A 25986-nucleotide genomic window follows, 5' to 3' on the forward strand; every position below is an offset into this window, starting at 1 on the left:
CTGAAAGTCAGACACACTTTTTGCTACTTAACCCGCAGTATTGTTGCAGCGGATTTTGGTTTTTAGGGCGAGCTAGCGCACCTTACCTAACTAAGTCCCGAGCCGACGAACCTCGCAGCCAGAGACGAACCTAGCGGAACAGGCCGGTGAGCCCATGATTATCTTCGCTTGGCTGCTCTTCCTGCTCCGATTCCGATTCTGTCGGCTCGCCGGAGGTTGTCGGAGTCGTTGAAGTATCGGGCGGCGTGGAAGTATCAGAGGTCGTCGAGCTCTCCGTCTCACTTGTCTCCGTTGTGCTCTCGCTCGGAGTCGTCGGCTCAGGTTCCTGAGGCAGTGGCTCAGTGGTCGTCGGAGTAGTGGAAATCCACATTTGCTGCGATGTCGGGTTCGAGGGGGTTTGCTGCAGCACCGTCCACACTTCCTGCTCGCCGACTTGTGCGCATTCAAGATTCTGGCCGTTGGCGCTCATTCGTATTTCCCCGGTCTGGTTCGGGCACAGCTGCCCGATGCGCGGCGTACCGCCTTCTCGAACCTTTGGTCCCGTCGTTGTCGGCGAACTCGTCGTCGACACCGTAGTAAGTTGGCTTGACGACGAGGTTTGCGTCGCGGCAACCTCCTCGCTTTCGCTGTTGGCGCAGCTGGTGGCCGTGGCTGCGAAGGTGAGGAAGCAGCAGGCCAGCGCCAGCTGCCGGCGGTTCTTGCGCCGGACGGCAGTGAGTTTAGGGTGCTGTACGGCTGACAGCTGAGTTCGCGTATTCACATCCATCTCACTTTCTGGGCTTCTCGGGCCTGCGTCGCGTGGTTTAATTCTCGGCTTTCTGGGGCGGCGTCTCCTGAAAAACCACTGGGGGTGCCAGCTATAGGGGAACTTGCCGAGTTATTGGCAAGGTAGTTGCTGACACCCAATAGATAGGTTGATTCAACCGGCAACTATACAGTCAACTTTTCGATTTGCATACTGGATGCTTCTAATCGTGGCAGAACGGGTGCGGTAGGGAAAGGCAATTCGTCTGTGAAGTCATAAGTGGTTTTGATAGCGTGTGTCCCATGTATCGGCGCACCCCGAATCGATTCCCCGTAAAGAGTAATGCGGATTTGTTCGCTCGGCGCAGTGGCGCGTGGATACTGGATTCGTTCCTTGTAGGAATCTTTGTTGCCATCATTGTGGCACTTGGCAAACTTGCGTGGGAAGCAGCCATGGCGAACTGGGCGCTGCCGAGTCCGCCAGAGTTCAGGATTTTGTATGGTGTCATATTCCCAGCTGTCTTTTTCTTTGTGCGCGTGGTTGCAGAGGCTCGCGGTGAACAGACGTTTGGTAAAAGCGCATTTTTGCTACACGTTGTTCCAGCGCGGAAAGCAGACTCTGGGGCAACTCCGTTCGAAGTCGCTCAGCCAGAGGGAACATCGGAGCTCGAATCAGGAGACGATTCTTGGCACAGAGGTTGGCGGGCAGCGGTACGTAATTGTTACCTATTGTCGCTGATTTTCTTGCCTACGGGTTTTGAGCCAAACGTTGAACTGTTTTTTGGTGTCCTGATGATTTGGGTTGCTGTTTGCCGCTGGCACCCATTCGACTGGTTGGCAGGAAAACGCGTCGTTGTTGAAAGGCGTAGCGAGCGCTAACGTTCGAGCAAGCGTCAGGCCCTGGCTCTTTCCTCCTCGGCCTCAACCTCAGCGTTGAATTCTCGTTTAGAAGACTGCCACTGGTCTTCGGTCATACCGATACGCCAGTAGCCAGAAATGGAAACGTCTTTCTTCGGGATCTCAGATTCGACGAAGAGGAAGCGGCGCAATTCCTTGATCATCTCGGCGACACCGTGGATGAACCAGCTAGTTTTCTTACCTTCTGGAATGCCCGCCTCGCGCACTGCGCGGGATAGCTCTGTGCCGTGGGTTGCGCCGTTGCGGAGGACCCAATGGACTTCCACACCCTCTCGGGTTGGGAGCTCAAACTTCCGACCTTCGGACTCGATTTCGATGTATGCGGTTGCGGTCGTGCCTGCTGGGAGGTGCTTCAGTCCGGCGCTGATAGCTGGTGCTGCGGACTCATCGCCGGCGAGTACAAAGTGTCCATATTCTGCCGTAGGCCTCCATGCGCCACCTGGCCCTAAGAAGCCGAGCTTGTCTCCGATTTCGGCTACGCGTGCCCAAGGTCCAGCCAGGCCGGAATCGCCGTGGGTGACGAAGTCGACATCGAAGTCGCCGGTTTCGGAGTCCAGATTAATCAGAGTGTAGGTGCGGGTGATTGGCAGTTTATCTCGCGGTTGTTCGGCGCGAATTTGCGCAATATCGAACGGCCAGGAGTAATCAGCGTCTTCTGGCACAAACAGTAACTTGATGTAATGGTCGGTAAACTCCAGCTCCTTGCCCACAAATGCAGGCGAGTTCATGCTCAAACGAACAAGGTCTGGGGAAATCTGGCGACGTCCAGTAACTGTTGCCTCGTGTGCCTTACGGGGCTTACGCTTCGGTGCTGCTGCTTTAGCTAGGCCAGCCATAGTTGTCACTGTCCTTCAACAAGTCTTGGGCTGTTTTGTACTGGCGGAAGTCTACACGCCACGTGATTAGGTAAGCCTAACACAAGTGTTTCTGGAAATTGCTGGGTGATGCGTTCTCAGGAGGGGGCGTAGTGGCCGGTCGTGAGAAAAACAAAGAACCCTCGCGCCCTATATGTAAAAGGTCACGAGGGTATTTGTGCCCCAGAGAGGAATCGAACCTCCGACACCGGCTTTAGGAGAGCCGTGCTCTATCCACTGAGCTACTAGGGCAATCATCTTCCGGGTAAAACAGCCGTGAAAACACATTCTCGGCGGCCGGAAAATTACTTCATCACTTTAACGCATCTGCGAGCTCTAGTGGCAATTGGGTCCTCGACCTGACACGCAAACATGCAGGAAGCTCGCTATTACCCCCATGTGCTTTTGTGCTCGGCGGTGCCGCCCGGAATCTGGCTAACATGGTTTATAACGAGCGACTTTCTTGCGCTTGCGGTCGCAACAGCGCTACTTATTTTCCGGTCGCTGTTTTGGAGGAGGATGACAATATGATTAAGCCAACTTTCACGGATGTCAACGGTGTCAAGATTAAGTGCTCCATGACCACGGACTCGGACAAGCCGCACCTTTTGGTTTCGCGCATGGAAGATGATGGCTCTTTGACTCCGATTCTGGAGATGAACGTGTACGACTCCAAGTACATGGCCAACGCTTGCGAGATTTACTTGAAGCAGGCCGCTTCGGCTAACCTCCAGGGTTCGATGGCTGGCCTGTCTCCAGATGAGATGGCTGAACAGTTCGGTTACGAGGGAGATCCGACCAATCACTAGTCGAAACGACGCCGCCCGCACTCAGGCCGAGAGCCCTGTATACAGCGGATATGTCGATGTAGACGTCATCGGAATCGGCGCCGGTAGTCCGAGCCACATTACGCTCGAGGCTATCGGCGCTCTTGCTGATGTCGACGTAGTTTTTGCTCTCGACAAGGGTGATGCCAAAGCGGACTTGTTGGCTGCGCGACAGGCGATCGTCGATAAGCATGCGCCGCATGTCGAACTCGTTACCGTTCCCGACCCGCCACGTGACCGCACGCCCGATAACTACGGCGCAGTCGTCCGTGACTGGCATCAGCGCCGTGCAGAGCTGCTTGCCGACGCCTTCGTCGCTCACCTCGGACGAGAGGGCAAGCGCCGCGGTGCGTTCTTGGTCTGGGGTGACCCCTCCTTGTATGACTCAACATTGCGGATTTTGCAGCGCGTCCGCGACCTTGGGCTGGACGTGCGCTCGCGAGTTATCCCCAGTGTGACGGCGATTTCCGCGCTGACCGCAGCGCATGGAGAGTGCCTGAACCAGATTGGTAAGCCGGTATTGATTACCACTGGTCGGCGCCTGGGGGAGCGTGCGCCTGGCATGGATGCGGTGGTGATGCTCGATGGCGGTGCAGCCTGGCTCGAGCACGCGGACCCGGAGGAAGAGATTCTCTGGGGTGCATTCCTGGGAACGGAGCTGGAGACGCTCCGCCGTGGTCGCGTTGGCGACGTCGGCGAAGAGATTGCGGAGCTGAAAAAGAAGCTCCGTGCGGAGCACGGTTGGATTATGGATATCTACCTGCTGCGTTCCGGCGCCTAGGACTGAGCAGTCGCAGCGGTGCCAGTTCGGCTAGCTGACTTTCTTGCCCAAGAAGCCCTCTGCCCATCGGTGGAGGGCTTTTTCGGCGGCTTCGACGCCGTCGGCGACGGTTACCTTGGTGAGGACCTGATCGTCGTTAGGCAACACGCGTGCGGGATCGCCTGCGGGACGGACGGTGATGCTGACGTGGTCGGCATTGATGACCTCGACGGTTGCTAGTGCGAGCATCTCGACGTTCGTCTGCTCAGCAACCGCAAAGCGGTAGGCGGTGTCGTTTTCCCACTCGGTGGTGGAGTTCCGAAGGAACTCGGCGACGGAGTCAGGGGCCAATTCTGTGAGTAATTGGGTTGCGACCGGGGCGTCATCGACGCGGGAATCGTGGCGCAGGGGACGGCAGTAGAAGCGGCCGGCATTTACTTCCATGGGTTCCATACCGTCCACTCTAGACGTCCTGAACAGCGTTTAAGGGCGCCGGGGGAGGGGCTGAAAAGAATCAAGCGGGGCGGCTGCGAATCCCATCGCAACCAGCCCCGCTTAGAGCTTTAGAACTACTTCAGTTCCATCAGGACATCGCCCTTGCCGACACCCGAGCCAGCCTCGGTAGCCAGACCCGTGACAACGCCGTCCTTGTGAGCCTTGACTGGGTTTTCCATCTTCATGGCCTCAAGGACAACCACGGTGTCACCCTCGGAGACTTCCTGGCCTTCTTCGACGTTGACCTTAATGACGGTGCCCTGCATCGGAGCAACCACAGCGTCACCGGAAGCAGCCTTCTTGGAACCGCCAGCGCGCTTCTTCTTACTCTTCTTCTTGGCACCAGCGTTGCCGCCACCCAGAGCCAGGTCGCCCGGCAGGGCTACCTCGACGCGGCGACCGTCGATCTCGACGACAACCTTCTGAGCCGGGACGGTGTCGGTGTCAGCGTCGGAGTCACCGTCGTACGGAGCGATTGGGTTATCCCATTCCTCTTCAATCCACTTGGTGTAGACGTCAAACTTCTCGCCATCGCCGACAAACGCCGGGTTCTCCACAATGTGGCGGTGGAACGGAATGACCGTTGCCAGACCTTCAACCTGGTACTCGGACAGGGCACGAGCGGAGCGACGCAGAGCCTCTTCGCGGGTCTCGCCCCAAACAATCAGCTTGGCCAGCATGGAGTCGAACTGGCCGCCGATGACGTCGCCCTCCTTGATGCCGGTGTCCATGCGGACACCCGGGCCGGATGGTTCGACGTACTTGGTGATGGTGCCCGGAGCCGGCATGAAGTTGCTGCCGGCGTCCTCGCCGTTGATGCGGAACTCGAAAGCGTGACCGTGCATCTCCGGGTCTTCCTTGATGGACAGTTCCTTGCCTTCAGCAATGCGGAACTGCTCGCGGACCAGGTCGAGGCCGGTAATTTCCTCGGTGACCGGGTGCTCCACCTGCAGACGGGTGTTGACCTCGAGGAAGTTGATCAGGCCGTCAGCGCCAACCAGGTACTCAACGGTGCCGGCACCGTAGTAGCCAGCCTCGCGGCAGATGTCCTTAGCGGACTGGCGCAGGCGCTCATCCTGCTCCGGGGTCAGGAACGGAGCAGGTGCTTCCTCGACGAGCTTCTGGAAACGACGCTGTAGCGAGCAGTCACGGGTGGAGGCGACGACGACGTTGCCGTGCTTATCAGCGAGAACCTGGCACTCGACGTGGCGTGCCTTGTCCAGGTAGCGCTCTACGAAGCACTCACCGCGACCGAAGGCGGCAACGGCCTCGCGGGTAGCGGACTCGTAGAGGTCAGCGACCTCTTCCATCTTGTGTGCGACCTTCATGCCGCGGCCTCCGCCACCGAAAGCGGCCTTAATGGCGATTGGCAGACCGTGCTCCTTAGCGAATGCGACAACCTCGTCTGCATCCTTAACCGGCTCCTTGGTGCCTGGAGCCATCGGAGCGTCAGCCTTCAGCGCGATGTGACGAGCGGTGACCTTGTCTCCCAGGGCGCGGATGGACTCTGGTGACGGGCCAATCCAAATCAGGCCAGCGTTCTCAACAGCCTCAGCGAAGTCGCCGTTCTCCGACAGGAAGCCGTATCCCGGGTGGATGGCATTAGCGCCGGACTTCTTTGCGGCGTCCAGAATCTTGTCGAAGACTAGGTACGACTCAGCGGAAGTGGTGCCACCGAGAGCAAAAGCCTCATCCGCCATGGTCACGAAAGGAGCGTCCGCATCCGGCTCAGCGTAAACGGCGACGGAAGGAATGCCGGCGTCCTTCGCAGCGCGAATAACGCGAACGGCAATCTCGCCACGGTTGGCGACGAGAACCTTCGTGATTTTTTCAGTGGTCTGCTCGGACACGAAATCCTCCATTTTTCGTGGGCACCCCGAGAATTGGCCCTCGGGGCAAGGTTGCGACAGTCATTTGTAGGAATCACAAGCAGCACTGCAGTTAACTGAGTGGTGAACCGCAATGCGGTTCACCACGCGGTAGCTAACAGCGTGTGACCCAATGTCTCCATTGTGTCACAGGTGCGGTAAGCAACCTCTTTTTGCTCGCTACATAAGGGGGTAGGGATTGTGGTCTTGAGCAGCGTTCAAGTGGTCATGGGGGCAGCTGAAGTGGCTATTTTCCGCCCAAAAACCTAGGTTTGTGGTTAAAATTATCACCCAAGAGTGCAAGAGCCGCCCCCTTGATTGGGGGCGGCAGGGGGAAACTAAATCTCCGGTGTAGCGTCAGCCGCTGACGCTGGAAAAACGGTGGGGGAAGCGCCCACCGGTTGCGTCGATCGCCTACAGGCTTCCCGGCTCCGAACCGTGGGCAATGGGCATGCCAATCATATTGCCCCACTCAACCCACGAGCCGTCGTAGTTGCGAACATTCTCGTGGCCGAGCAGGTGGTGCAGTACAAACCAGGTGTGCGCGGAGCGCTCGCCGATGCGGCAGTAGACAATCGCCTCATCTTCAAATTGGACGTGCGCGTAAATCTGCTCGAGCTCTTCGCGATCGCGGAAACGCGAGTTCGGGTGAACGGACTGATTCCATGGAATGTTTACCGCGGTTGGAATGTGGCCACCACGCAGGACGCCTTCCTGTGGGTAATCGACCATGTGGGTTCGTGCACCGGCATACTCCTCCGGAGTGCGCACGTCGATAATCGGAGCCTTTCCAATGAGCTCACGTGTATCGCTGAAGTAGGCGCGCAGTGTCTTGTCGTCGCGCTCGACGACAGGGTAGTCAGTGCGTGGGTAATTGGGGACCTCGAAGCTCGTGTCTCGTTCTTCAGTCATCCAGGCATCGCGGCCACCGTTAAGCAGGCGCACGTCGGGATGCCCAAAAAGCTCGAAGACCCAGAGTGTGTAGGCGGCCCACCAGTTGGACTTGTCGCCGTAGATTACGACGGTGTCATCGCGCGAGATGCCCTTCTCGCGCATGAGCTCGGCAAAGCCTTCGGCGTCGATATAGTCGCGGCGCACGGAATCGTTAAGGTCGTGATGCCAGTCGATGCGAACCGCGCCCGGAATATGTCCAATGTCGTAGAGCAGTGAGTCCTCATCGGATTCAACAACGCGCAGACCGGGAGAGCCCAGTCGGGCAGCAAGCCAGGAGCTAGAGACGAGGCGCTCAGGGTGGGCGTACTGCTGGAACTGGGGGTGCGGGTCGTGCGGAACAGCCATCGGATACTCCCTTGGCGCAAGTTGGGTGGGTGGGACTTTCTGACGTTTATCGTCAATTGCATATCTAGTTTACGGGTCGCGTGGCGAACGGCGGAATAGTCCCCAGTGTGAGCGCTTTCCGACGGCAACAATTGCGTCCGCGGCCACCCTGGGATACGCCTCACAGTTGGGGGTAAAAGCAGTGTTTTCAGCGCGCTTGGAGTCCAGGTAGTGCCCTAAAATTTAGCTGAGAGTTAGCGCAAAAACTGTGTTGATTCGTATCACTGGAAAATGGGCTGAAATGGGCTATCTGCCTGGGTATTCGCTGCGTTACGGAGACAATTGAGTGCCGGAAGTCCATGTATTTTCTTAAAAGGAGTGCCTGTGCACAAGAACATTGTTGTATTCGAGATCGAGGGCGGCTCGGACAAGTACTTCGACGGACACCGCAAGGACACCATGCCAATCGTCAACGCTATCCGCGAAGCCGGTTGGTCCGCTGAGGTCGTCTACTACCGACCGGAGTGGAAGGACGACCTGTACGACTACGTCTCCCAGAACTTCGACGGCTACATCTCCCGCGTAAACCCGGGCAACATCCCGGGTGGCGAGAGGGGCTACTTCGAGCTTCTGACCAGTCTCTCGGTCGCTGGTTTGGTTGGTATGTCCACCCCGGGCGAGATGATGGCCTACGGCGCAAAGGACGCACTGGTCAAGCTCAAGGATACTGACCTGGTTCCGTCTGACACCGCTGCTTACTACGACGTCGAGGCATTCCACAGCACTTTCCCGACCTCCCTGTCCTACGGCGAGCGCGTCCTTAAGCAGAACCGTGGCTCCACCGGATCCGGCATCTGGCGCGTGCGCATCGCTGACGAAGAGGTTGCTAAGAACGTTGAGCCGGGCACCCCGCTGCCGCTAAACACCAAGCTGAAGTGCACCGAGGCCGTGGACAATCACACTGAGACTCGTGAGCTCGGCGAGTTCATGGATTTCTGCGACCAGTACATCATCGGCGATAACGGCATGCTCGTGGACATGCGCTTCATGCCGCGCATCACCGAAGGCGAAATTCGCATTCTGCTGGTCGGTCCGCACCCGGTCTTCGTGGTTCACAAGAAGCCGGCCGAGGGCGGCGACGCTTTCTCCGCAACCCTGTTCTCTGGCGCGAAGTACACCTACAACAAGCCGGAAGAGTGGCAGGACCTCATCGACATGTTTGCTGAGGCTCGCCCGGTCATTGCCGAGAACCTCGGTGGCGACAATATCCCGCTAATCTGGACCGCTGATTTCATGCTGGCAGACGGCGAGAACGGCGAGGACACCTACGTTCTCGGCGAGATCAACTGCTCCTGTGTTGGCTTCACCTCCGAGCTGGATATGGGTATCCAGGAGCTTGTTGCTCAGGAGGCCATCAAGCGCGTTGAGGCTGCTAACAAGTAGTCTCCACAGCTAAGAAAACCGCACCAATTTGGTGCGGTTTTTTGCTTTACGACGTCATTGCGATGCCTACCGATTCCAGAACTGGGAGACCGAATAGCCGTAGTGATACAGAGCTCGGCGCACGACAGGTAGCGACAGTCCGATCACGCTGGATGAGTCGCCATTGATGCCATCGACAAACCAGCCGCCTAGAGCCTCTAAGGTAAACGCGCCAGCGCACTTCAGTGGCTCGCCCGTCGCAGCGTAGGCACGGATGTCCTCTTCTGGGACTTCAGCGAAATCGAGGGAAGTAATCGCCACCTCAAGGTGCTCGCCCTTTGGTGTCACGACACAGTGCCCAGTAATCAGCTCAGCCGTCCGGCCACTCTGTTGGTGCCAACGCTCAATGGTCTTTTCTTCCGTGTGGGGCTTGCCCTGCAACTGCCCGTCGAGAAGCAGCATTGAATCCCCTCCAATGACAATGTCATTGGGGTAGGCCGGAGAGGCAGCGTGTGCCTTGGCCTGCGCGAGTTCCTCGACGATGCGTACCGGCGATGCGTCCGGAAGGGCTGTGATTACGGCATCCTCGTCGACGTTGGGCGCTACTGTGATGGGCTCGATGCCTGCAGAGCGCAGAATGTGCAGTCGCGAAGGGGAAGTGGAAGCCAAGACGATTCGGGGGCTGCTCATAGTTAGTGATTTTAGTGAGGGCGGAATCGTAAAGCCTAATTTTTGTGGCAAACATGCGTGGGGTTGGCCCGATTGTAAGAACAGGCAGATTTTTTAGATGGCGGCTGCCTTCTAGTGATGTAAAGTAAAGTGGACATCAAGTTAAAGAAAGTACACAGATGAGTGGGGAAGAACGTTCGAACCAGGTCAGGAGATACCGACGCTGGTTGGAGCTGAGCCAAGCGGATTTAGCCGCGAAGGTGGAGGTCTCGCGGCAAACCATTGCAAATATCGAGCGGGGAAATTACTCGCCTTCGGTGTATTTGGCGTTGCGTATCTGCAAGGTCCTGGGAAAAACAGTCGAAGAAATTTTTGGTGAGGAAGGATACTGACAATGTCCTATGCGGATGTCGTAATTGAACGCAACAGCGCCACGGTGGACGATGAGTATCAGCAGATGTTGCTGCATAAGTCCTACACGTACGGGTTCACAATGATGATGTGGGCTAATTACGTGCTTGCAACGGTACTGATTTGGCTCATTCCAGAGCCAAAGATGGTGGGCGTGACAGTGGCAATCATCTTGATGCCGCTGGTTGGACTCCTGTTTTCGCAGCGGTGGTTGCGACGTCAAGTGCCAATGCCGAAGATTAATGGTCTTACAAAAGGCGAGATTGCAGCACTCGTAGCCGTCATTGGGCTGTGGCTGATTGGTTTTATCAGAGTGCAAATGCTCTCTGAGGCAAGCGCTGGTGGGGCACTATCGGAATCGTGGGGATTCATTGCCGGCGCTGTGGTGGGTGCTGCCATCGGTCTGGCGTTTGTGTATTTCCTGTTCAAGGTGGTGTGGCCGGTAGCTCGCAACCGTGATCAGCGTCGGCTGGACCGGGAGCTCGATGACGAGTTTGATGGCGAGTCGCTGGGTGAACAGCGCTAGTAATAAGCAGTGGTCAAGGCTAAGGCAGTAACAAAAACCAAAGCGCCACCATCGGAAAACCCGATGGTGGCGCTTTGTGCTAGCGAATCGACGCAGCTAGCGTGCGGTAACGACTACGCGGTAAGCGGTAGCTGTACTAGTAGAAATGGACGTTGCGGAACGTGCCCGGTACGTGCTGGTGCGGCTGGTGGAAACCCTCTTCCAGCCGACCCCAGTTGTTGCGCGGGCCGCGGTCCTCTGGGGCACCGCCGGCTGCTGCCATACCTGCGAACAAAAGCGCGAGCGTGGCGGTTTCAGCGTCTGACGGGTTGCCCTTGAGGACGGACATGAACGGTGCAGCCGGGGCTGTAGCGGCGTCCTTGTCTTCGGTTGCTGGGGTGTTTTTGGAATCGGTCACAGCGGAATGTTCCCATGCTTCTTGGCGGGTACGTTAACAACCTTGCGATCCAGCAGACGCAGACCCTCGATGATCTGACCGCGGGTCTCGCTCGGCGGGATAACGGCGTCGATGAAGCCGCGCTCAGCAGCCATGTACGGGTTGACCAGGGTGGCCTCGTACTCTGCCTCGTACTCCTTCTGCAGTGCGACGACGTCCTTGCCCTCGGCTGCAGCAGCCTTGAGCTCCTTGCGGTAGATGAAGCCGACAGCGCCGGAAGCACCCATGACCGCAATCTGAGCGGTCGGCCATGCCAGGTTGATGTCAGCGCCCATGTCCTTGGAGCCCATCACACAGTAAGCTCCGCCATAGGCCTTACGGGTGATGACGGTAATCTTCGGGACGGTGGCCTCAGCATATGCGTACAGCAGCTTGGCGCCACGGCGGATGATGCCGTCGAACTCTTGGTTGGTGCCCGGCAGGAAGCCTGGAACGTCAACCAGCATGATGATCGGAATGTTGAAGGCGTCACAGGTGCGGACGAAGCGAGCCGCCTTCTCGGATGCCTTGATGTCGAGGCAGCCAGCGAACTGAATCGGCTGGTTGGCGACGAAACCGACCGAGCGACCTTCCACGCGACCGAAGCCGATGACCACGTTCTGTGCGTAGTCCTCCTGAATTTCCAGGAAGTCCTCGTCGTCGACCAGACGGGTGATGACGTCCTTGATGTCGTACGGCTGGTTTGGGGAGTCCGGAATCAGCGTGTCGAGCTCGAGGTCAGTCTCAGTGATGTTGTCAGCGATGGAGCCCTCGAACGGCTCAGCCTCCATGCGAGGAGCCTCAGCGCGGTTGTTGGGCGGCAGGTAGCTGACCAATTCCTGAACGAAAGTCAGAGCGTCTTCGTCATCAGCGGCGGTGTAGTGCGAAGTACCGGAGGTGCTCATGTGAGTACCAGCGCCACCCAGCTCTTCCTGTGTGACCTCTTCGCCAGTGACGGTCTTAATAACGTCCGGGCCGGTGATGAACATCTTGGAAGTGCCATCGACCATGACAATGAAGTCGGTCAGAGCCGGGGAGTAGACGTGGCCACCAGCGCAGGCGCCCATGATCAGGGAAATCTGTGGGATAACACCAGAAGCCTGGGTGTTTCGGAAGAAGATCTGGGAGTAGAGGCCGAGGGAAACAACGCCCTCTTGGATGCGGGCACCAGCACCCTCGTTGATGCCGATAATTGGGACACCGGTCTTGATGGCCAGATCCATGATCTTGACAATCTTTTCACCGTAGACTTCACCGAGCGCGCCACCGAAGATGGCGCCGTCCTGCGAGAAGACACAGACCTGGCGGCCATCGATGGTGCCGTAGCCTGTCACAACACCGTCAGTGACAGGGCGCTTGGCATCGAGGCCGAAGTTCTTGGAGCGGTGACGTGCGAGAGCGTCAACCTCCACGAACGAGCCCTCGTCCAAGAGGAACTCGATGCGCTCACGAGCGGTCATCTTGCCCTTGTCGTGGACGCGGTCAATGCTGGCCTGGCCCATTGGAGCCTGGGTCTCTGCGAGACGGGCTCGCAGATCGGCCAGCTTTCCAGCAGTAGTGGTCAAATCCGGGGTTTCACCGGTTGATGTATTTGCGGCAGTCGTCATACCAACTAGTTTACGTTTCGAAAACGGGGGGAGGTAGTTGGGGGCAATCGCTGTTAACAAAAGTAGGGGTAATGACTAGCTCGTTGTACAGCAAAAAGCCTGCTCTTACAGTGGAATATTGCCGTGCTTGCGCGCAGGCCACGGTACTTTCTTTGAAGTTAGAAGGCGCAGATTTTTTATCACCCGAGTTCGTGTCTCGGAGGGGAGGATGACTTCATCAATTAACCCCCGTTCGGCGGCGCGATAAGGCGTGAGCATGTGTTGCTCGTATCCCATTTCCAGTTCAGCAATGAGTTCTTTCACACTCTCGGGAGTGCCAAATCTATCGGCCGCTGGGTCTGCTGCGAGAGCTGCTTCGGTGGCGGTTCGAATCTCGGCACGATGGAGGAAGCGTACTGCGCCTGAGGCGCCCATCACGGCGATCTGTGCCGTCGGCCAAGCCAGATTTACATCCGCGCCGAGCCCCTTTGATCCCATCACGCAATACGCGCCGCCATAGGCTTTGCGCATGGTGACGGTGATTTTAGGAACGGTTGCTTCTGCATACGCATAGAGCAATTTAGCGCCACGGCGCAGAATTCCCTGGTGTTCTTGATTTGAACCGGGGAGAAAGCCGGGTACGTCTACGAGAAAGACGAGTGGAATGTTGAAACAATCGCAGGTTCGGACGAATCGCGCGGCCTTCTCCGCTGCATCGATATCTAGGCAGCCCGCGAATTCCATGGGCTGATTAGCGACAAACCCAACAGATTGACCGTTGAGACGGCCAAGGCCAATCACGACATTGGCTGCCCGGTTTTCCTGGATTTCCAGGAACTCCGCATCGTCGCAAAGCGCGTAGATGACTTCATGCACGTCGTACGGCGTGGATGGGCTGTCGGGAATGAGACTGTCGAGGGTGCGATCGAGGTCGGTGATTTCGTCACTGGCATCGGAATCCCAGCTGGGCGCGGGGGAGGTTGTGTTGTTGGGGAGGTAGTCCAGCAAATCGCAGACCCAGTCGAGTCCATCCTGCTCGCTAGTGGCGGTGTAGTGGGAGTTTCCGGCGATCTCCATATGGGTGTCGGCGCCGCCGAGCTCGTGTTGGCTGATTTTTTCGCCAGTGACTGTTTCGATTACGTCAGGGCCGGTGACGAACATACGGGAGTTTTCCTCCACCATGACAACGAAGTCCGTCAGTGCTGGGGAGTAGGCATTTCCGCCCGCACAGGCACCAAAAATGACTGAAATCTGCGGAATGACGCCGCTGGCGCGAACGTTGTGGTGGAACGTCTGGGCAATAAAGTCCAGTGAGACTGCGCCATCTTGGATACGGGCTCCGGCGCCTTCGTACATGCCAATAAGGGGGCGGCCGGTAGTGATGGCAAGTTCCTGAATCTTGACCATCTTTTCGCCGTAGACCTCTCCGAGTGCACCACCGAAGATTGTGCCGTCCTGAGAGAAGATGCAGACCTCACGGCCGTCTATGGTTCCCCAGCCGGTGATGATTCCGTCGGTCACGGGGCGTTTGGCTTCCATTCCAAATGCGGTAGTGCGGTGGCGGGCTAGTGCATCGAATTCGACAAAAGACCCTTCGTCCAGCAGGTAGTCAATGCGCTCGCGGGCATTCATTCGCTCAGTCAGTTTGAGCTTGTCGTAGCCTCGCGACCCCATCGGAGTCAGTGCAGCAGTGCGTCGGCGTAAAAGGTCTTCATTGAGAAAAGCGGTGGTGTGTTGCTCCGCCGCCAAACGTGAGGAAATAGTCATGTTATGGAATGTAGTGCTTGGGAAGGAAAATAGTAAAGCAGGCGAGCTGTGATGATTCTCACGCTGTCGAGCTCTTGAGAAAGGCCACGACTCAGTGAATCCGGCCATGGCGCTAGACTGCTGTGCATGACCGACCCCAGAATTGTTGCTTCCCGCAAGCCTCTTGACGCCACGCGTGTGCGCGCAGCCGCGCCGGGCTGGAGTTCCATTGAGGTTGTCGAAACCACTGGTTCGACCAATGCCGATCTTCGGCAACAGGCGGCACTGGGGCAGGCGGCAGATCTCAGTGCGCTTATCGCCTCGGAACAGACCGCAGGTCGCGGTCGACTGAGCCGTAGTTGGACGGCCCCGAAGGGTGCGTCCATTGCACTCAGCGCAGTGCTGCGCCCGGAAGGGCTCGCACCCGAGCAACTGGGTCTGTTGCCGTTAGTCGCGGGCCTCGCAGTCGTCGATACTGTGGTGGAAGTTGCAGGACTGGCGCCTGAGCGCGTTTCCCTGAAGTGGCCGAATGATGTCCTGGTTGACGGTCGTAAGCTCTGCGGAATTCTGGTGGAGGCCGCGTCGCTGACACCGCCAATTCTCATTCCGGGAATCGGCATCAACGTTTCCCTGCAGGAAGATGAGTTGCCGGTGCCACACGCCATTTCGCTATACCTGGCGGGAGCGGAAAACCTCGACCGCGATGACATCTCCGCTGGTGTGCTGCGGGCGCTGGGACGTCGTCAAGCACAGTGGCGAAAGGGCGATGCTGAGCTGCTGCGGGACTACGAGGCGGTGTGCGCGACCATCGGATCGAACGTGCGCGTGGAGTTGCCGGGAGACCGCGTGCTGGTGGGCAAGGCGGTTGGCGTGCGTGCCGACGGCGAATTGATCGTCACCGACGAAGCTGGCACAAGTCACTTTGTTGCGGCCGGTGACGTGTTCCATGTTCGCGCCACTGACGGCGGCTATGCGTCCCCGCAGGCTGATTCGGAGCGGGGGTAGTGCTGTATGGCCTTTCCCGATGATGAGTTGGACACGCGCGAGGCAATTCTGCTGGACACCAATCCAACTTTTGGTCGGCTGGTGTGGCCGCTCTTGGAACTCATGGTTATCACGGGCGTCTGCTGGTTGCTGATTGGTTTTATCGACGGCCCTGGGATTGCTCCGGGAGATCTGCAAGGTGTGCGTCAGCTGCTGCTCTTCGCGTGGCTGGGGCTTATTCTCTGGCGCGTCGTTCGTCCGGTACTAAGTTGGCTGGGGGAGCGGTTTGTGCTGACTGATAGGCGGATTATTTTGCGCCGCGGCATTCTGCGCCCGCAGGTGGTCTCGATTGATCTGCGTTCGGTGCGTGCGGTCAATCGCAAGGGCGGCGTGTTGTATCTGCACACCCGCAGTTTCGGCCCGCCGCTGGCTGTAGAAGATATTCCCAGCTCCCGCAAGGTGGCTAAGTTGGTCTCCCGGTTGGCTTAGAATTTTGGGTCATAACCTACAATCAGGGGTGTGATTGCTTCGGATACCCCTGAAAACTCCACTAATTCCACTTCTAATTCCGCTGCAGCGCTAACTGCTGCGCAGCATCCCGCGCATGCTGATGGCGTGCCGGTTGTGGCGGTGATTGGTGACGGTCAGCTGGCTCGTATGATGCAGACTGAGGCCATTGAGCTGGGACAGTCCATCCGTTTGCTCGCCGGTTCGCCGGATGCTTCCGCAGCGCAGGTGTGTGCGGACGTTATCATCGGCGACTACCACGTCTGGGAAGATGTTGAGCGCGCTGTCGCCGGTGCGCAGGCCGTGACTTTCGACCATGAGCACGTTCCCACCGAATTCCTCAACAAGCTGACCGAGATGGGCTACTCGGTTCAGCCTCAGCCGTCGGCGTTGCTGTACGCGCAGGATAAGCTGCTGATGCGCCAGCGCCTGGAGGAACTGGGCGCTCCAGTACCTGCCTACGCTGCAATTGAGTCCGCCGAGGATGCCGAAGCATTCTTCGACCGCGTTGACGGTGCCGTCTGCCTGAAGGCTCGCCGCGGCGGTTACGACGGTCACGGCGTGTGGTTCCCGAAGGACCGCGAGGATCTGCGTGCGCTTGTCGACGAACTGCTGGGCAAGGACGTGCCGCTGATGGCCGAGCGGAAGGTCGCGCTGGTTCGTGAGTTGTCGGCCATGTGTGCGCGCACGCCGTCGGGCGAGGTCAAGGCCTGGCCGGTCCTCGAGTCCGTGCAGCGTGACGGCATCTGTGTTGAGGCAATCTGCCCGGCGCCAGGGCTTGCCGACGACCTTGCGAGAGCGGCCGAAAAGCTCAGTGTGACCATCGCTTCCGAGCTGGGAGTAACCGGCGCGCTGGCAGTTGAGCTGTTCGAAACCGTCGATGCTGACGGCAATCCGGAGATTTACGTCAACGAGTTGGCTATGCGCCCACACAACACTGGGCACTGGTCGCAGGACGGCTGCGAGACCAGCCAGTTTGAGCAGCACCTGCGTGCAGTTGCTGACATGCCACTGGGTTCCACTCGCCCGACTGCGCCGGTGACGGTAATGGTCAATACGCTCGGTGGCGATGAGGCCTCGGATGTACCTATTTCACAGCGTTTTGCTGAGGTATGGCGTCGTTTCCCATCAGCGAAGATTCACTGGTACGGGAAGGATTGGCGCCCTGGACGTAAGCTGGGGCACGTCAACCTGTGCGGCTACGACGCAAGCCCGGAAGGCATCGCGGAGACCCGGCGGGTTGCCAACCTCGCTGCTGGCTACATCGTCGATGGCGTGTGGGCAGACGGCTACACCGCATAGGTGGCTGGCGCTGTATAAGAATTAGATTGCTATCTCAAGGAGACAACATTGGCTGAAGCAAACCAGGTGGCAAGCCCGAAGTTGGCCAACGTAACCGGTCCGCTGGTCGGTCTGATTATGGGGTCGGACTCGGATTGGCCGACCATGGAGCCCGCAGCGGAGGTCTTGGCTGAGTTCGGAATTCCCTTTGAGGTAGGTGTGGTCTCTGCACACCGCACTCCGGAACGCATGATTGACTACGCAAAGTCCGCCGCTGACAAGGGGCTGCGCTGCATTATCGCTGGCGCCGGTGGTGCAGCACACCTGCCGGGCATGGTTGCGTCGGCCACTCCGCTGCCGGTTATCGGCGTGCCACGCGCGTTGGAGAACCTGGAGGGTGTCGATTCCCTGCTGTCAATCGTTCAGATGCCGGGCGGCGTTCCGGTGGCAACCGTCGGTGTGGGCGGCGCTAAGAACGCTGGCCTGCTGGCTGTGCGTATTCTCTCGGCCGGTTACCCGGAGCTCATTGTGGCGATGGAGAACTACCAGGCCAACATGCGCGATCAGGTCCTGGAAAAGGACGAGCGTCTGCGCAAGAAGCTGATGGGTGAGTAGGGCGCGCAACCAGCCCCGAACTACCCGCGCATATGAACTGCGGGGTAGTGGAACGTGTCCGGGTCGGCAGTCTCCCAGGCTTCGGCCCAGTTGTGGAAGCGAGTTCCGCTCAGCAGCTCGCCTGGCTGCAGCCAGTTGTAGAGCTCCGCGTAGGTCTCACCGACCTGCTCATTGGTGCGCCGCAGCAGGTGGGACGGCCCCAGCTCAGAGAAGCTATTCAGGCCCATCGATGCCAACAGGCTAGCTGCTTCCGCGACCGTGGCATTGTGATAGTTGGCCACACGCTGACCCTTGTCGTCGACATCCAGGGCCTTCCACAGGCTCGGATCCTGGGTAGCCACACCCACCGGGCAGGTGTTTGTATGACATAGCTGAGATTGGATACAGCCGGTGGCCATCATCATGCCGCGAGCCGAGTTCACAAAGTCAGCACCGATGCACATGCGCTTCACAATATCGAAGCCAGTAATGACCTTGCCGGACGCACCGAGCTTAATGCGATCGCGCAGACCGGCACCTACGAGCGCGTTATGGACGAGAATCAGGCCGTCGGTAAGCGGCAGGCCAACGCGGTCGGAGTATTCCAGCGGTGCAGCACCGGTGCCGCCTTCAGCGCCGTCGACGATGATGAAGTCCGGGGTGATGTTCTCTTCCAGCATGGCCTTGCACACGGCGAGGAACTCAAGCTGGGAGCCAACACACAGCTTGAAACCGACCGGCTTGCCACCGTTGAGCTCACGCATGGTGCCCATAAACCGAACAAGTTCACGCGGGGTGGAGTAGACGCGGTGGTACGGAGGGCTCATCACGCCCTTGCCAACTGGTACGTGGCGAGTAGCCGCAATCTCTTCGTTGACCTTGTGACCTGGCAGCATGCCGCCGAGTCCAGGTTTTGCGCCCTGGCTAACCTTCAGATAGGTTGCCTTGACCTGCGGAATCTTAGCCTTTTCGCGGAAGAGCTCCGGGTCGAAGTCGCCATCCTCAGTACGTGCACCGAAGTATCCGGACCCCAGCTGCCAATAGAGGTCTGCGCCATACTTCAAGTGGTAAGGGCTGATAGCGCCCTCGCCGGTGTCCTGTACGAAGTTGCCCAGCTTCGCGCCCTTATTCATTGCCATGACAGCGTTAGGGGACAGAGAGCCGAAACTCATGGCTGAGATGTTGAAGATAGACGCTGAGTACGGCTGGGCGCAGTCCGGACCGCCAATATCTACGCGCGGATCCTCGATGACGTGCTGGCTCGGCGCCATCGAGTGGCGGACGTACTCGTAGCCGGGCGCATTAATCTTTCGCTCAGTACCGAATGACTTCTTCGAGGACAGCCCCTTCGCACGCTCGTAGACCACGGTACGAGTATCGCGGTCGAACGGAGCGCCGTCGAAGTTGCGCTCGATGAAATACTGCTGCATCTCAGGGCGAATGGTCTCACCCATGTAGCGCAGATGGCCGATGACCGGGAAGTTCCGCAAGATGGAGTGCTTCTTTTGAAGCATGTCATAGATAGCCACAACATCCAGGAAGAGGATGAAGGCCATCAGAATCCACCACCATGGGCTCAGATCCCATACAGCCAGTGCGCCCAAGACGTTGATGAGGGCGAGAATCGCAAGAATATATGGTCGGGTAATCACGGTTTCCAGGTTATCGCGACTACTTAGAGCGCTTCTCGACGGGACAGCTGCGACTAAATCACACGGGCTTTTTCGGCCGTAGAAATAGCAGTGACACGCTCGCTATCACCACCGCGCACGACGACGGCAGCACCTCCACGAACCCAAGCCGACAGCACATTACGTGCCCATTTATCTGCGGTGACCTGTGAAGAATCAGGCACCAGCCAGCCGTCGGAAACGACGCGGGAACCGGTCGTGAGCTGCATCTCGTCCGCGTAATCGCCAGCAGATGAAAGCAGTTCTGCAGCCGACTTCTCCCCAATAACGGGGGTTTGGTCGGAGTCCGGGCCTGCGCCTAGATATGCGTCTGGGTGGAAACGAACTTCCGGACCAAAGTCAATGACTCCCGGTGGAATATCATCACCGCATTCCACGACACCACGGCCAAAGGGATCGTCGGTAAGCACTGCGAGGTAGGCATCTGGGAACTTCTCTTCCCACGTGCTGACGTTGCTGACAGTGGTGAATACGACCAGCGGCTCCTCATCGCTAACGGTGACGCCAGCACGCTCGCAGCCCAGGATGATGCAGGCGGACTGCCAGATCAACGGCAAGTCAATCCATACTTGGTCTCCGGCGACGAGGTCGAACTCATCGTGCAGCATGTTGGCGATCTTGCTGGCCCAGTTGTCCAGGGTTTGGGCCGATAAATCGGTACGACCGCCGGTAGTTTCGTCATAACAGGTCAAACGAGGCACGGACGGGTCGGCCTCGAGAAGTGTCTTCAGAATCTCCACGCCTCCAAGGGTAACGAGATTCTCTCCAGGCCGTCGGGAAGAGTCGCCTAACTCAATAGCAGGGTGAACAACAGGACCGTCGGCAAGCAGGCGATTGTCGTAATCACGCCACAATCGCGCGCCTGCTCAAGGTTCCGGCCGAAGCGGGAGGCGAAGGTGTAGACGTTCTGGGCTGTCGGCAGGCCGGCGATAATCACAGCTGCCAGCAGCGCATGCCCGTTGAGACCGAAGACGAAATGACCGAACAGCAGAGCGAGCGCGGGGTGGAGGAAAAGCTTCAGCATAGACGCCACCACGACGGCGCGACGAGGGGAGCGGCCGGCTTCCATAAACGGCATGCCATGCAGGCTAATACCGAAGGCCAGAAGTGCCATTGGCACTGCGGCTTGCCCCAATAGCCCCACTGGATGCGCTACGAACTGAGGTACTTCGATAGCAAACGCATTAACCGCAAGCCCCACCATCGCCGCCAGAAAGATTGGGTTCTTCAGCGGTGCCATGATGACATTGCGCGGCCGGAAATGACCGCGGTTAGTGAGGATTTCCAGCACCGTCATGGAAGCGGGCGCATAGAAGGCAATCTGAAAGATAAGGGCAGGGACGACGGCGGTAGCGTCGTGAAGCACTGCGACAGCGATCGGCACGCCGAGATTAGCGACGTTGTTGTAACTCGACGACATCGCGCCGACCACAGCATCGGCGCCGCTCTGTTTGAACAGAGGCGCCACAAAAATCCGGTAGAACGCCGCCGTGCCAAGCGCCGACAGTGCCGCGACACCAAACGCCGAACCGAAGATGCTCGCCGAATCCGCCGTTGCGAGAGTGTGCGCGAGCATGCACGGCATCGCGATCCAGAACACGACCATGTTCAGGGTAAAAGATGCCCGCTTATCGACGATCTCACTGCGCCCAAACAACCAGCCAACAATGATCAGTACTGCGACGGAACCAAAGCCGGTAAATATTTCGGTGAGAGCGGGCATAAGTGCATATTTTAGACAATAAAAAACGAACCCAATCCAATCCCCTCGGTGGGGAAGGACTGAGTCCGTTTTACGCTGTTATCGCATGTATCGTCATGCGGCCAGCGCGTAAATAAGGCCTTTCGGCGGGTGTTCGAATGATCGGCTCCCGCCGACCAGCCATCTTTAGCGGCTGGTGAACGGCAGGAGTGCCATCTCGCGGGCGTTCTTCACAGCGGTAGCGACCTGGCGCTGCTGCTGCGGAGTCAGACCGGTGACGCGGCGGGAACGAATCTTGCCACGGTCAGAGATGAACTGGCGGAGCAGGTTAATGTCCTTGTAATCAACCTTCTCAACGCCTGCGGCCTTGAGCGGGTTCTTCTTCGGGCGGCGGGACTGCTCCATCCGCGCCTTCTTGTTAGAGTGATTGCGCTTCATTGGTGCTCCTCGACTTACCAGCTGGACTTACGGACGCCCGGGAGTTCGCCACGGTGGGCCATCTCACGAACGCGGACACGGGACAGACCGAACTTGCGGAGGTAGCCGCGCGGGCGACCATCTGCAGCGTCACGGTTGCGGACGCGAATCGGGGACGCGTCACGCGGCTGACGGTTCAGCTCGTACTGTGCGTCCATGCGCTCTTCGTCAGTGGAGTGCGGGGACTTGATGATGCGCTTCAGTTCAGCGCGACGTTCTGCATAACGAGCGACGATTTCCTTGCGCTGCTCGTTCTTGGCAATCTTGGACTTCTTAGCCATGAATTAGCGCTCCTCGCGGAATTCGACGTGCTTGCGGACAACCGGATCGTACTTCTTAATGGTGATACGGTCCGGGGTATTGCGCTTGTTCTTACGGGTCACGTAGGTGTAACCGGTGCCCGCAGTGGACTTCAGCTTGATGATTGGACGAATGTCATTACGTGCCATTTTTTAGATCTTCTCCCCACGTGCACGAATCTGAGCAACAACAGCCTCGATACCGTACTTGTCGATGGTCTTCAGACCCTTCGGGGACACATTCAGAGTGATGTGACGCCCCTCAGAGGCGAGGTAGAACTTCTTACGCTGCACGTTGGGGTTCCAACGGCGCGACGTGCGCCGGTGGGAGTGGGACACGGTCTTGCCGAAAGACGGCTTGCGTCCCGTAACCTGGCAAATCGCCGACATAGGGATTCCTTTGCTTCCTTGCCGCCCAATGCCGACATCACTGGTGCGCCACGCCGGACTATTGAATAACCGAGGAATCCACCTGGCCTTTTCCGGGGCGCTGCCCACTGACACTCGACGCTGAGCGCGTAAACGAATAACTAGACAACAGCGAGAGAACAGTTTACACACGAGTTGCGGGATAACCTAATCGCTGTTCCACTGTGGTTTTCTCGGTGCGACTCTCGAGTGTCGTCATAGAGTTCGTGCTTGTCGACGGGCGTTAGTGCAGGGCCCTTTTTTAATTTTCGGGCTCGAGCCTGTAATATTCCATCGAGTGTCACATGCCGGTTTATAGAAATATTGACCCGGTGCGTGTCATTGTAAGTCGTGTTCGTACCCAACTCAGGCACGATTCTCTCACTCTTAGCTGGGGGAAAGCGACCTGAAGTTCAATCCTGAGGGAAACGAGAATTAATGAAGAAGGACATCCATCCTGATTACCACCCGGTGGTTTTCAAGGACGCAGGCACGGGTCACTCTTTCCTTACCCGTTCCACCGCCACCTCCGACCGCACTGTCGAGTGGGAAGACGGTAACGAGTACCCGCTGATCGTCGTTGACGTCACCAGCGAGTCGCACCCGTTCTGGACCGGTGCTCAGCGTGTCATGGACACCGCTGGTCGCGTCGAGAAGTTCCAGCGCCGTTACGGTAACCGCATTCGCCGCGCGAAGAAGAACTAAGAATAGGAGGGGAATAAGAAAATGGCAGTACCAAAGCGTCGCATGTCGCGTGCTAACACCCGCGCTCGCCGTTCCCAGTGGAAGAGCAACAACGTCGCTCTCCAGGAAGTCAAGGTAAACGGCCGCGTCTACAACGTTCCTCGTCGCATCGCCAAGGCTGTTCAGCTCGGCCTGGTTGACGTCGAGAAGTTCTAACGCGCATCTTTTAGGATGCTGACAACGTTCCTCGCTGAACCGCAGAGCGCTTCGCGCGCCCAGAGTGCGTTCAGTGCGTAAGGAACAGTTGATAGAGAGCTTTTAAACCTCACCCCATCGCCTGTACTTGGCGATGGGGTGAGGTTTTTTGAGTTCTATGCCCCGGTTTGAGTTCTATGGCCAGGTTTTATGCGAGCTCTCTCACGAAGAATCTGTGTCACATTTACACTCGCCTTATATTTTCAAGGCACAATGGGCAGTATGAAGATTTTGGTAGTTGATGACGATCAAGCGGTACGCGAAGCGTTGCGGCGATCGTTGACTTTTAATGGCTACACGGTCGAGCTCGCCGAGGATGGCGCAGAGGCCTTGGAAAAGATTGCCAAGGATCGTCCGGATTTGGCCATTTTGGATGTCATGATGCCGAAGCTCGACGGCCTGGATGTTTGCCGTCGGCTGCGCAGCGAAGGCGATGATCTGCCGGTCATGATGTTGACTGCACGTGATTCGGTCTCCGAGCGCGTAGCTGGTCTTGATGCCGGCGCAGATGACTACCTGCCCAAGCCGTTCGCATTGGAAGAGCTGCTCGCTCGTGTCCGTTCGCTACTTCGTCGTTCTGCTTTGGAAGTGCCTGCGATGGAGGATGCCGCAACTCTGCAGTTTGAGGATCTCTCCCTGGACCCGGAAACTCGTGAAGTCTTCCGCGGTGAACGTCGCATTAGTCTCACTCGTACAGAATTTGCGCTGCTGGAATTGCTGATGAGCAACCCGCGGCGTGTGCTCTCCCGTACTGCCATTTTGGAGGATGTCTGGGGCTATGACTTCCCGACGTCCGGCAATGCGCTGGAGGTCTACATTGGCTACCTGCGTCGCAAGACGGAGGCAGAGGGAGAGCCGCGTCTGATTCACACCGTTCGTGGTGTCGGTTATGTGATGCGGGAGACCGCACCGTGATGTTGCGCCGTCGTCGTTCGACCGGCGGTGGCGTGCAATCAAATCAGCGTTCTGCCACGGAGGCCAATCCGGGGCAAGGTACCGTCGGTAAGCAAGAGAAGTCCGCGAATACTGAGACGATGGCAGGGGAATCGCTTCCCGGCCTGCCGCGGAGCTCGCGTATCCCTTCGCTGCGTTGGCGGCTGACTATTCTGACAGCGCTCATTGTGGCGATGTCGGTGGGGCTGATGACGCTGGCTGCATTTTTTACTGTGCAGGCAGCGCTATACCGCGAGGTGGACAGTAACCTCCGTAGCCAGGCGGAAAAGCTGCTGATGTCACCGTACGCTTCGGAGTTTGCCATTGGCCCCTCCTTTGAAGCGGACTCGAACAGGATTCTGAACCCCGATTTGGACGCGGTGTACTTTGCCCACGGCAGTGTGGCGGGCAAAGGCGGTGGCTCTATCTCTATTGGTGGCCCCGAACTTGCGGTGTTGCGGGGGAATCGACAGGAATCGATTCGCACCGATGAGTACAACGGCCGTCGCGTATACGCAGTCCGCTCCGAAGACGGTGCGACGCTAATCCTGTCACAGGATCTGAGCTCGACGCAGTCGGTCTTGAAAGCGCTCAGTGCAGTGCTGCTGAGTATCTCTGCTATCGGAATCCTCTTCGCAATCGGATCAGGTATTACGGTGGCAACAACGGGTCTGCGCCCGGTCACTCGGCTGCGCATTGCTGCGGAGCGAGTGACGGAAACCGACGAGCTGCGCCCAATCCCTGTGGAGGGCGATGATGAGCTTGCGCGCTTTACGCGCAGCTTCAATGAGATGTTGGCTGCACTTCAAGCGTCGCGCATTAAGCAGGCGGAGCTGGTTGCAGATGCTGGTCATGAGTTGAAGACTCCGCTGACGTCGTTACGCACAAATATTGAACTGCTGATGATGGCCTCCCGTTCGGGAGCGGCAATCTCGGATGAAGATCGCGCGGATCTGGAAGCTGACGTCATCGCACAGTTGGAAGAGTTGTCGACGTTGGTCGGTGACTTGGTTGATCTGGCACGCGAAGATGGCCCGCAACAGGTTATTGAGCATGTCGATGTCGACGAAATCATTTCCACGTCGCTGGCGCGTGTTGAGCGTCGTCGTCCGGATATTACCTTCGATGTGCAGACAGCTCCGTGGTATGTCTACGGGGATTCGGCGGGTCTTGGTCGCGCAGTTTTGAACTTGATGGACAATGCTGCAAAGTGGTCGCCAGAAAATGGCACCGTGCGGGTTCGTCTGACGCCGCTCAGCGAGGTTGTTGCTGAATTCACGGTGGCGGACTCGGGGCCAGGTATCCCGAAGGAAGATCGAGACAAGGTCTTCGAGCGTTTCTACCGTTCCATTCAGTCGCGGTCGATGCCTGGATCCGGCCTGGGCTTGGCCATTGTGAAGTCGGTCATCGTCCGCCACGGGGGTACGATTACTGCCGATGAGTCCGATGATGGCGGTGCCTTGATGCGAGTAACGCTGCCGGGCAGTCCGCACAGCGGAAAAGGTGACGACTCCGATTCAGCTCAAGAGCCTAGCTAGAAACGCATAACCCCACGTCAAAGCTGATGTAATCCCCGCTGCACGCGGCCTTTTAAGGAAGTGCGTGGCGGGGATTCGGTGTTTCATTCGGGGAATTATCGGCGAGACCGCAGA

At 58.0% G+C, this 25986-nt stretch carries 30 protein-coding genes and 1 tRNA gene; 14 read left to right on the forward strand and 17 right to left on the reverse strand.

Annotated elements, in window-relative coordinates:
* Nucleotides 1–130 precede the first annotated feature (130 nt).
* On the reverse strand, nt 131–766 hold the full coding sequence (locus HMPREF2857_RS10375; RefSeq protein ID WP_070644199.1) for a hypothetical protein: 636 nt from the start codon (nt 764–766) through the stop codon (nt 131–133).
* 281 nt (nt 767–1047) lie between these two features.
* Between HMPREF2857_RS10375 and HMPREF2857_RS10380 the strand changes: the two genes are divergently transcribed.
* Nucleotides 1048–1623, forward strand: a complete 576-nt coding sequence (locus tag HMPREF2857_RS10380; RefSeq protein WP_016423294.1) for an RDD family protein — start codon at nt 1048–1050, stop codon at nt 1621–1623.
* 14 nt (nt 1624–1637) lie between these two features.
* Here HMPREF2857_RS10380 and HMPREF2857_RS10385 read toward each other — a convergent pair whose 3' ends face one another.
* Together HMPREF2857_RS10385 and HMPREF2857_RS10390 are read right to left on the reverse strand one after the other, a co-directional pair.
* Nucleotides 1638–2498 carry a siderophore-interacting protein gene (locus tag HMPREF2857_RS10385; RefSeq protein ID WP_070644203.1) on the reverse strand — a complete coding sequence of 287 codons (861 nt, stop codon included), beginning with the start codon at nt 2496–2498 and terminating at the stop codon, nt 1638–1640.
* Between the two features lie 197 nt (nt 2499–2695).
* Nucleotides 2696–2768 (reverse strand) — tRNA-Arg (locus HMPREF2857_RS10390).
* Nucleotides 2769–3043: 275 nt separating this feature from the next.
* Here HMPREF2857_RS10390 and HMPREF2857_RS10395 point away from each other — a divergent pair.
* Both HMPREF2857_RS10395 and cobF read left to right on the forward strand, forming a co-directional pair.
* Entirely contained in the window at nt 3044–3325 is a 282-nt protein-coding gene (locus HMPREF2857_RS10395) for a cg0963 family protein (protein WP_016423292.1), read from the forward strand.
* Entirely contained in the window at nt 3276–4124 is an 849-nt protein-coding gene (cobF, locus tag HMPREF2857_RS10400; RefSeq protein ID WP_016423291.1) for a precorrin-6A synthase (deacetylating), read from the forward strand. The genes HMPREF2857_RS10395 and cobF overlap by 50 nt, the downstream gene beginning before the upstream one ends.
* 30 nt (nt 4125–4154) lie before the next feature.
* On the opposite strand, the gene HMPREF2857_RS10405 is transcribed toward cobF, so the two are convergent.
* The 3 genes from HMPREF2857_RS10405 to HMPREF2857_RS10415 all read right to left on the reverse strand — a co-directional run bounded on the left by HMPREF2857_RS10405 (nt 4155) and on the right by HMPREF2857_RS10415 (nt 7765).
* Nucleotides 4155–4556, reverse strand: a complete 402-nt coding sequence (locus HMPREF2857_RS10405) for a hypothetical protein (RefSeq protein ID WP_042388876.1) — start codon at nt 4554–4556, stop codon at nt 4155–4157.
* 116 nt (nt 4557–4672) lie between these two features.
* Complete coding sequence (locus tag HMPREF2857_RS10410; protein WP_070602780.1) at nt 4673–6460, reverse strand: acetyl/propionyl/methylcrotonyl-CoA carboxylase subunit alpha; 1788 nt, start codon at nt 6458–6460, stop codon at nt 4673–4675.
* 420 nt (nt 6461–6880) lie between these two features.
* On the reverse strand, nt 6881–7765 hold the full coding sequence (locus tag HMPREF2857_RS10415) for a sulfurtransferase (protein WP_069359651.1): 885 nt from the start codon (nt 7763–7765) through the stop codon (nt 6881–6883).
* A gap of 363 nt (nt 7766–8128) precedes the next feature.
* Here HMPREF2857_RS10415 and HMPREF2857_RS10420 point away from each other — a divergent pair, with 363 nt between their 5' ends.
* On the forward strand, nt 8129–9187 hold the full coding sequence (locus tag HMPREF2857_RS10420) for a Cj0069 family protein (RefSeq protein WP_016423287.1): 1059 nt from the start codon (nt 8129–8131) through the stop codon (nt 9185–9187).
* A gap of 66 nt (nt 9188–9253) precedes the next feature.
* Here HMPREF2857_RS10420 and HMPREF2857_RS10425 read toward each other — a convergent pair whose 3' ends face one another.
* Complete coding sequence (locus HMPREF2857_RS10425; RefSeq protein ID WP_070644206.1) at nt 9254–9856, reverse strand: Maf family protein; 603 nt, start codon at nt 9854–9856, stop codon at nt 9254–9256.
* Nucleotides 9857–10014: 158 nt separating this feature from the next.
* Between HMPREF2857_RS10425 and HMPREF2857_RS10430 the strand changes: the two genes are divergently transcribed.
* Nucleotides 10015–10227 carry a helix-turn-helix transcriptional regulator gene (locus HMPREF2857_RS10430; RefSeq protein WP_048733637.1) on the forward strand — a complete coding sequence of 71 codons (213 nt, stop codon included), beginning with the start codon at nt 10015–10017 and terminating at the stop codon, nt 10225–10227.
* A gap of 2 nt (nt 10228–10229) precedes the next feature.
* Nucleotides 10230–10772, forward strand: a complete 543-nt coding sequence (locus HMPREF2857_RS10435) for a hypothetical protein (protein WP_049193052.1) — start codon at nt 10230–10232, stop codon at nt 10770–10772.
* 136 nt (nt 10773–10908) lie between these two features.
* Here HMPREF2857_RS10435 and HMPREF2857_RS10440 read toward each other — a convergent pair whose 3' ends face one another.
* The 3 genes from HMPREF2857_RS10440 to HMPREF2857_RS10450 form a co-directional block, all read right to left on the reverse strand.
* A complete protein-coding gene (locus HMPREF2857_RS10440; RefSeq protein WP_016423284.1) occupies nt 10909–11169 on the reverse strand; it encodes an acyl-CoA carboxylase epsilon subunit in 261 nt (86 codons plus the stop codon).
* Nucleotides 11166–12794, reverse strand: a complete 1629-nt coding sequence (locus tag HMPREF2857_RS10445) for an acyl-CoA carboxylase subunit beta (protein ID WP_070644209.1) — start codon at nt 12792–12794, stop codon at nt 11166–11168. Before HMPREF2857_RS10445 ends, HMPREF2857_RS10440 begins: the two co-directional genes overlap by 4 nt.
* A 105-nt stretch (nt 12795–12899) precedes the next feature.
* Nucleotides 12900–14540 (reverse strand): acyl-CoA carboxylase subunit beta, encoded by a 1641-nt coding sequence (locus HMPREF2857_RS10450; protein WP_070595343.1) that lies wholly within the window; start codon nt 14538–14540, stop codon nt 12900–12902.
* Between the two features lie 126 nt (nt 14541–14666).
* Here HMPREF2857_RS10450 and HMPREF2857_RS10455 point away from each other — a divergent pair, with 126 nt between their 5' ends.
* The 4 genes from HMPREF2857_RS10455 (at nt 14667) to purE (ending at nt 17906) form a co-directional block, all read left to right on the forward strand.
* Complete coding sequence (locus tag HMPREF2857_RS10455) at nt 14667–15524, forward strand: biotin--[acetyl-CoA-carboxylase] ligase (protein WP_048733626.1); 858 nt, start codon at nt 14667–14669, stop codon at nt 15522–15524.
* A gap of 6 nt (nt 15525–15530) precedes the next feature.
* A complete protein-coding gene (locus tag HMPREF2857_RS10460; RefSeq protein ID WP_070644211.1) occupies nt 15531–15992 on the forward strand; it encodes a YdbT family protein in 462 nt (153 codons plus the stop codon).
* A gap of 30 nt (nt 15993–16022) precedes the next feature.
* Entirely contained in the window at nt 16023–17312 is a 1290-nt protein-coding gene (locus HMPREF2857_RS10465; protein WP_083310564.1) for a 5-(carboxyamino)imidazole ribonucleotide synthase, read from the forward strand.
* Between the two features lie 117 nt (nt 17313–17429).
* Nucleotides 17430–17906: a 5-(carboxyamino)imidazole ribonucleotide mutase gene (purE, locus tag HMPREF2857_RS10470; RefSeq protein WP_049171375.1), complete on the forward strand. Its 477-nt coding sequence runs from the start codon at nt 17430–17432 to the stop codon at nt 17904–17906.
* Between the two features lie 20 nt (nt 17907–17926).
* Here the strand turns inward: purE and HMPREF2857_RS10475 are convergent, their stop codons facing one another.
* The 7 genes from HMPREF2857_RS10475 to rpmB form a co-directional block, all read right to left on the reverse strand.
* Nucleotides 17927–19537 carry an FMN-binding glutamate synthase family protein gene (locus HMPREF2857_RS10475; RefSeq protein WP_048733621.1) on the reverse strand — a complete coding sequence of 537 codons (1611 nt, stop codon included), beginning with the start codon at nt 19535–19537 and terminating at the stop codon, nt 17927–17929.
* A 53-nt stretch (nt 19538–19590) separates the two neighbouring features.
* A complete protein-coding gene (locus HMPREF2857_RS10480; RefSeq protein WP_016423276.1) occupies nt 19591–20316 on the reverse strand; it encodes a TIGR03089 family protein in 726 nt (241 codons plus the stop codon).
* Nucleotides 20317–20363: 47 nt separating this feature from the next.
* The gene (locus tag HMPREF2857_RS10485; protein WP_070644214.1) at nt 20364–21299 is read right to left on the reverse strand and encodes an AEC family transporter; all 936 of its coding nucleotides are present in this window, start codon (nt 21297–21299) and stop codon (nt 20364–20366) included.
* Between the two features lie 165 nt (nt 21300–21464).
* Nucleotides 21465–21716, reverse strand: coding sequence for a 30S ribosomal protein S18 (gene rpsR / locus HMPREF2857_RS10490; RefSeq protein WP_005511410.1), 252 nt, complete (start codon nt 21714–21716; stop codon nt 21465–21467).
* 14 nt (nt 21717–21730) lie between these two features.
* Nucleotides 21731–22036: a 30S ribosomal protein S14 gene (gene rpsN / locus HMPREF2857_RS10495; protein WP_005511414.1), complete on the reverse strand. Its 306-nt coding sequence runs from the start codon at nt 22034–22036 to the stop codon at nt 21731–21733.
* Nucleotides 22037–22039: 3 nt separating this feature from the next.
* Nucleotides 22040–22204: a 50S ribosomal protein L33 gene (gene rpmG, locus HMPREF2857_RS10500; RefSeq protein ID WP_005511413.1), complete on the reverse strand. Its 165-nt coding sequence runs from the start codon at nt 22202–22204 to the stop codon at nt 22040–22042.
* Nucleotides 22205–22207: 3 nt separating this feature from the next.
* Entirely contained in the window at nt 22208–22444 is a 237-nt protein-coding gene (gene rpmB, locus HMPREF2857_RS10505; protein WP_016423274.1) for a 50S ribosomal protein L28, read from the reverse strand.
* 456 nt (nt 22445–22900) lie between these two features.
* On the opposite strand from rpmB, the gene HMPREF2857_RS10510 reads away from it, so the two are divergent.
* The 4 genes from HMPREF2857_RS10510 (at nt 22901) to HMPREF2857_RS10525 (ending at nt 25872) form a co-directional block, all read left to right on the forward strand.
* Nucleotides 22901–23167 (forward strand): type B 50S ribosomal protein L31, encoded by a 267-nt coding sequence (locus HMPREF2857_RS10510; protein ID WP_005511390.1) that lies wholly within the window; start codon nt 22901–22903, stop codon nt 23165–23167.
* Nucleotides 23168–23188: 21 nt separating this feature from the next.
* Nucleotides 23189–23362: a 50S ribosomal protein L32 gene (rpmF, locus tag HMPREF2857_RS10515; RefSeq protein WP_005511439.1), complete on the forward strand. Its 174-nt coding sequence runs from the start codon at nt 23189–23191 to the stop codon at nt 23360–23362.
* A gap of 261 nt (nt 23363–23623) precedes the next feature.
* Complete coding sequence (locus HMPREF2857_RS10520; RefSeq protein ID WP_005511429.1) at nt 23624–24316, forward strand: response regulator transcription factor; 693 nt, start codon at nt 23624–23626, stop codon at nt 24314–24316.
* Nucleotides 24316–25872, forward strand: coding sequence for a sensor histidine kinase (locus HMPREF2857_RS10525; RefSeq protein WP_070429951.1), 1557 nt, complete (start codon nt 24316–24318; stop codon nt 25870–25872). Before HMPREF2857_RS10520 ends, HMPREF2857_RS10525 begins: the two co-directional genes overlap by 1 nt.
* Nucleotides 25873–25986: the final 114 nt, after the last annotated feature.

The sequence above is a fragment of the Corynebacterium sp. HMSC076C10 genome (assembly GCF_001812455.1).
Lineage (GTDB): Bacteria > Actinomycetota > Actinomycetes > Mycobacteriales > Mycobacteriaceae > Corynebacterium > Corynebacterium jeikeium_D.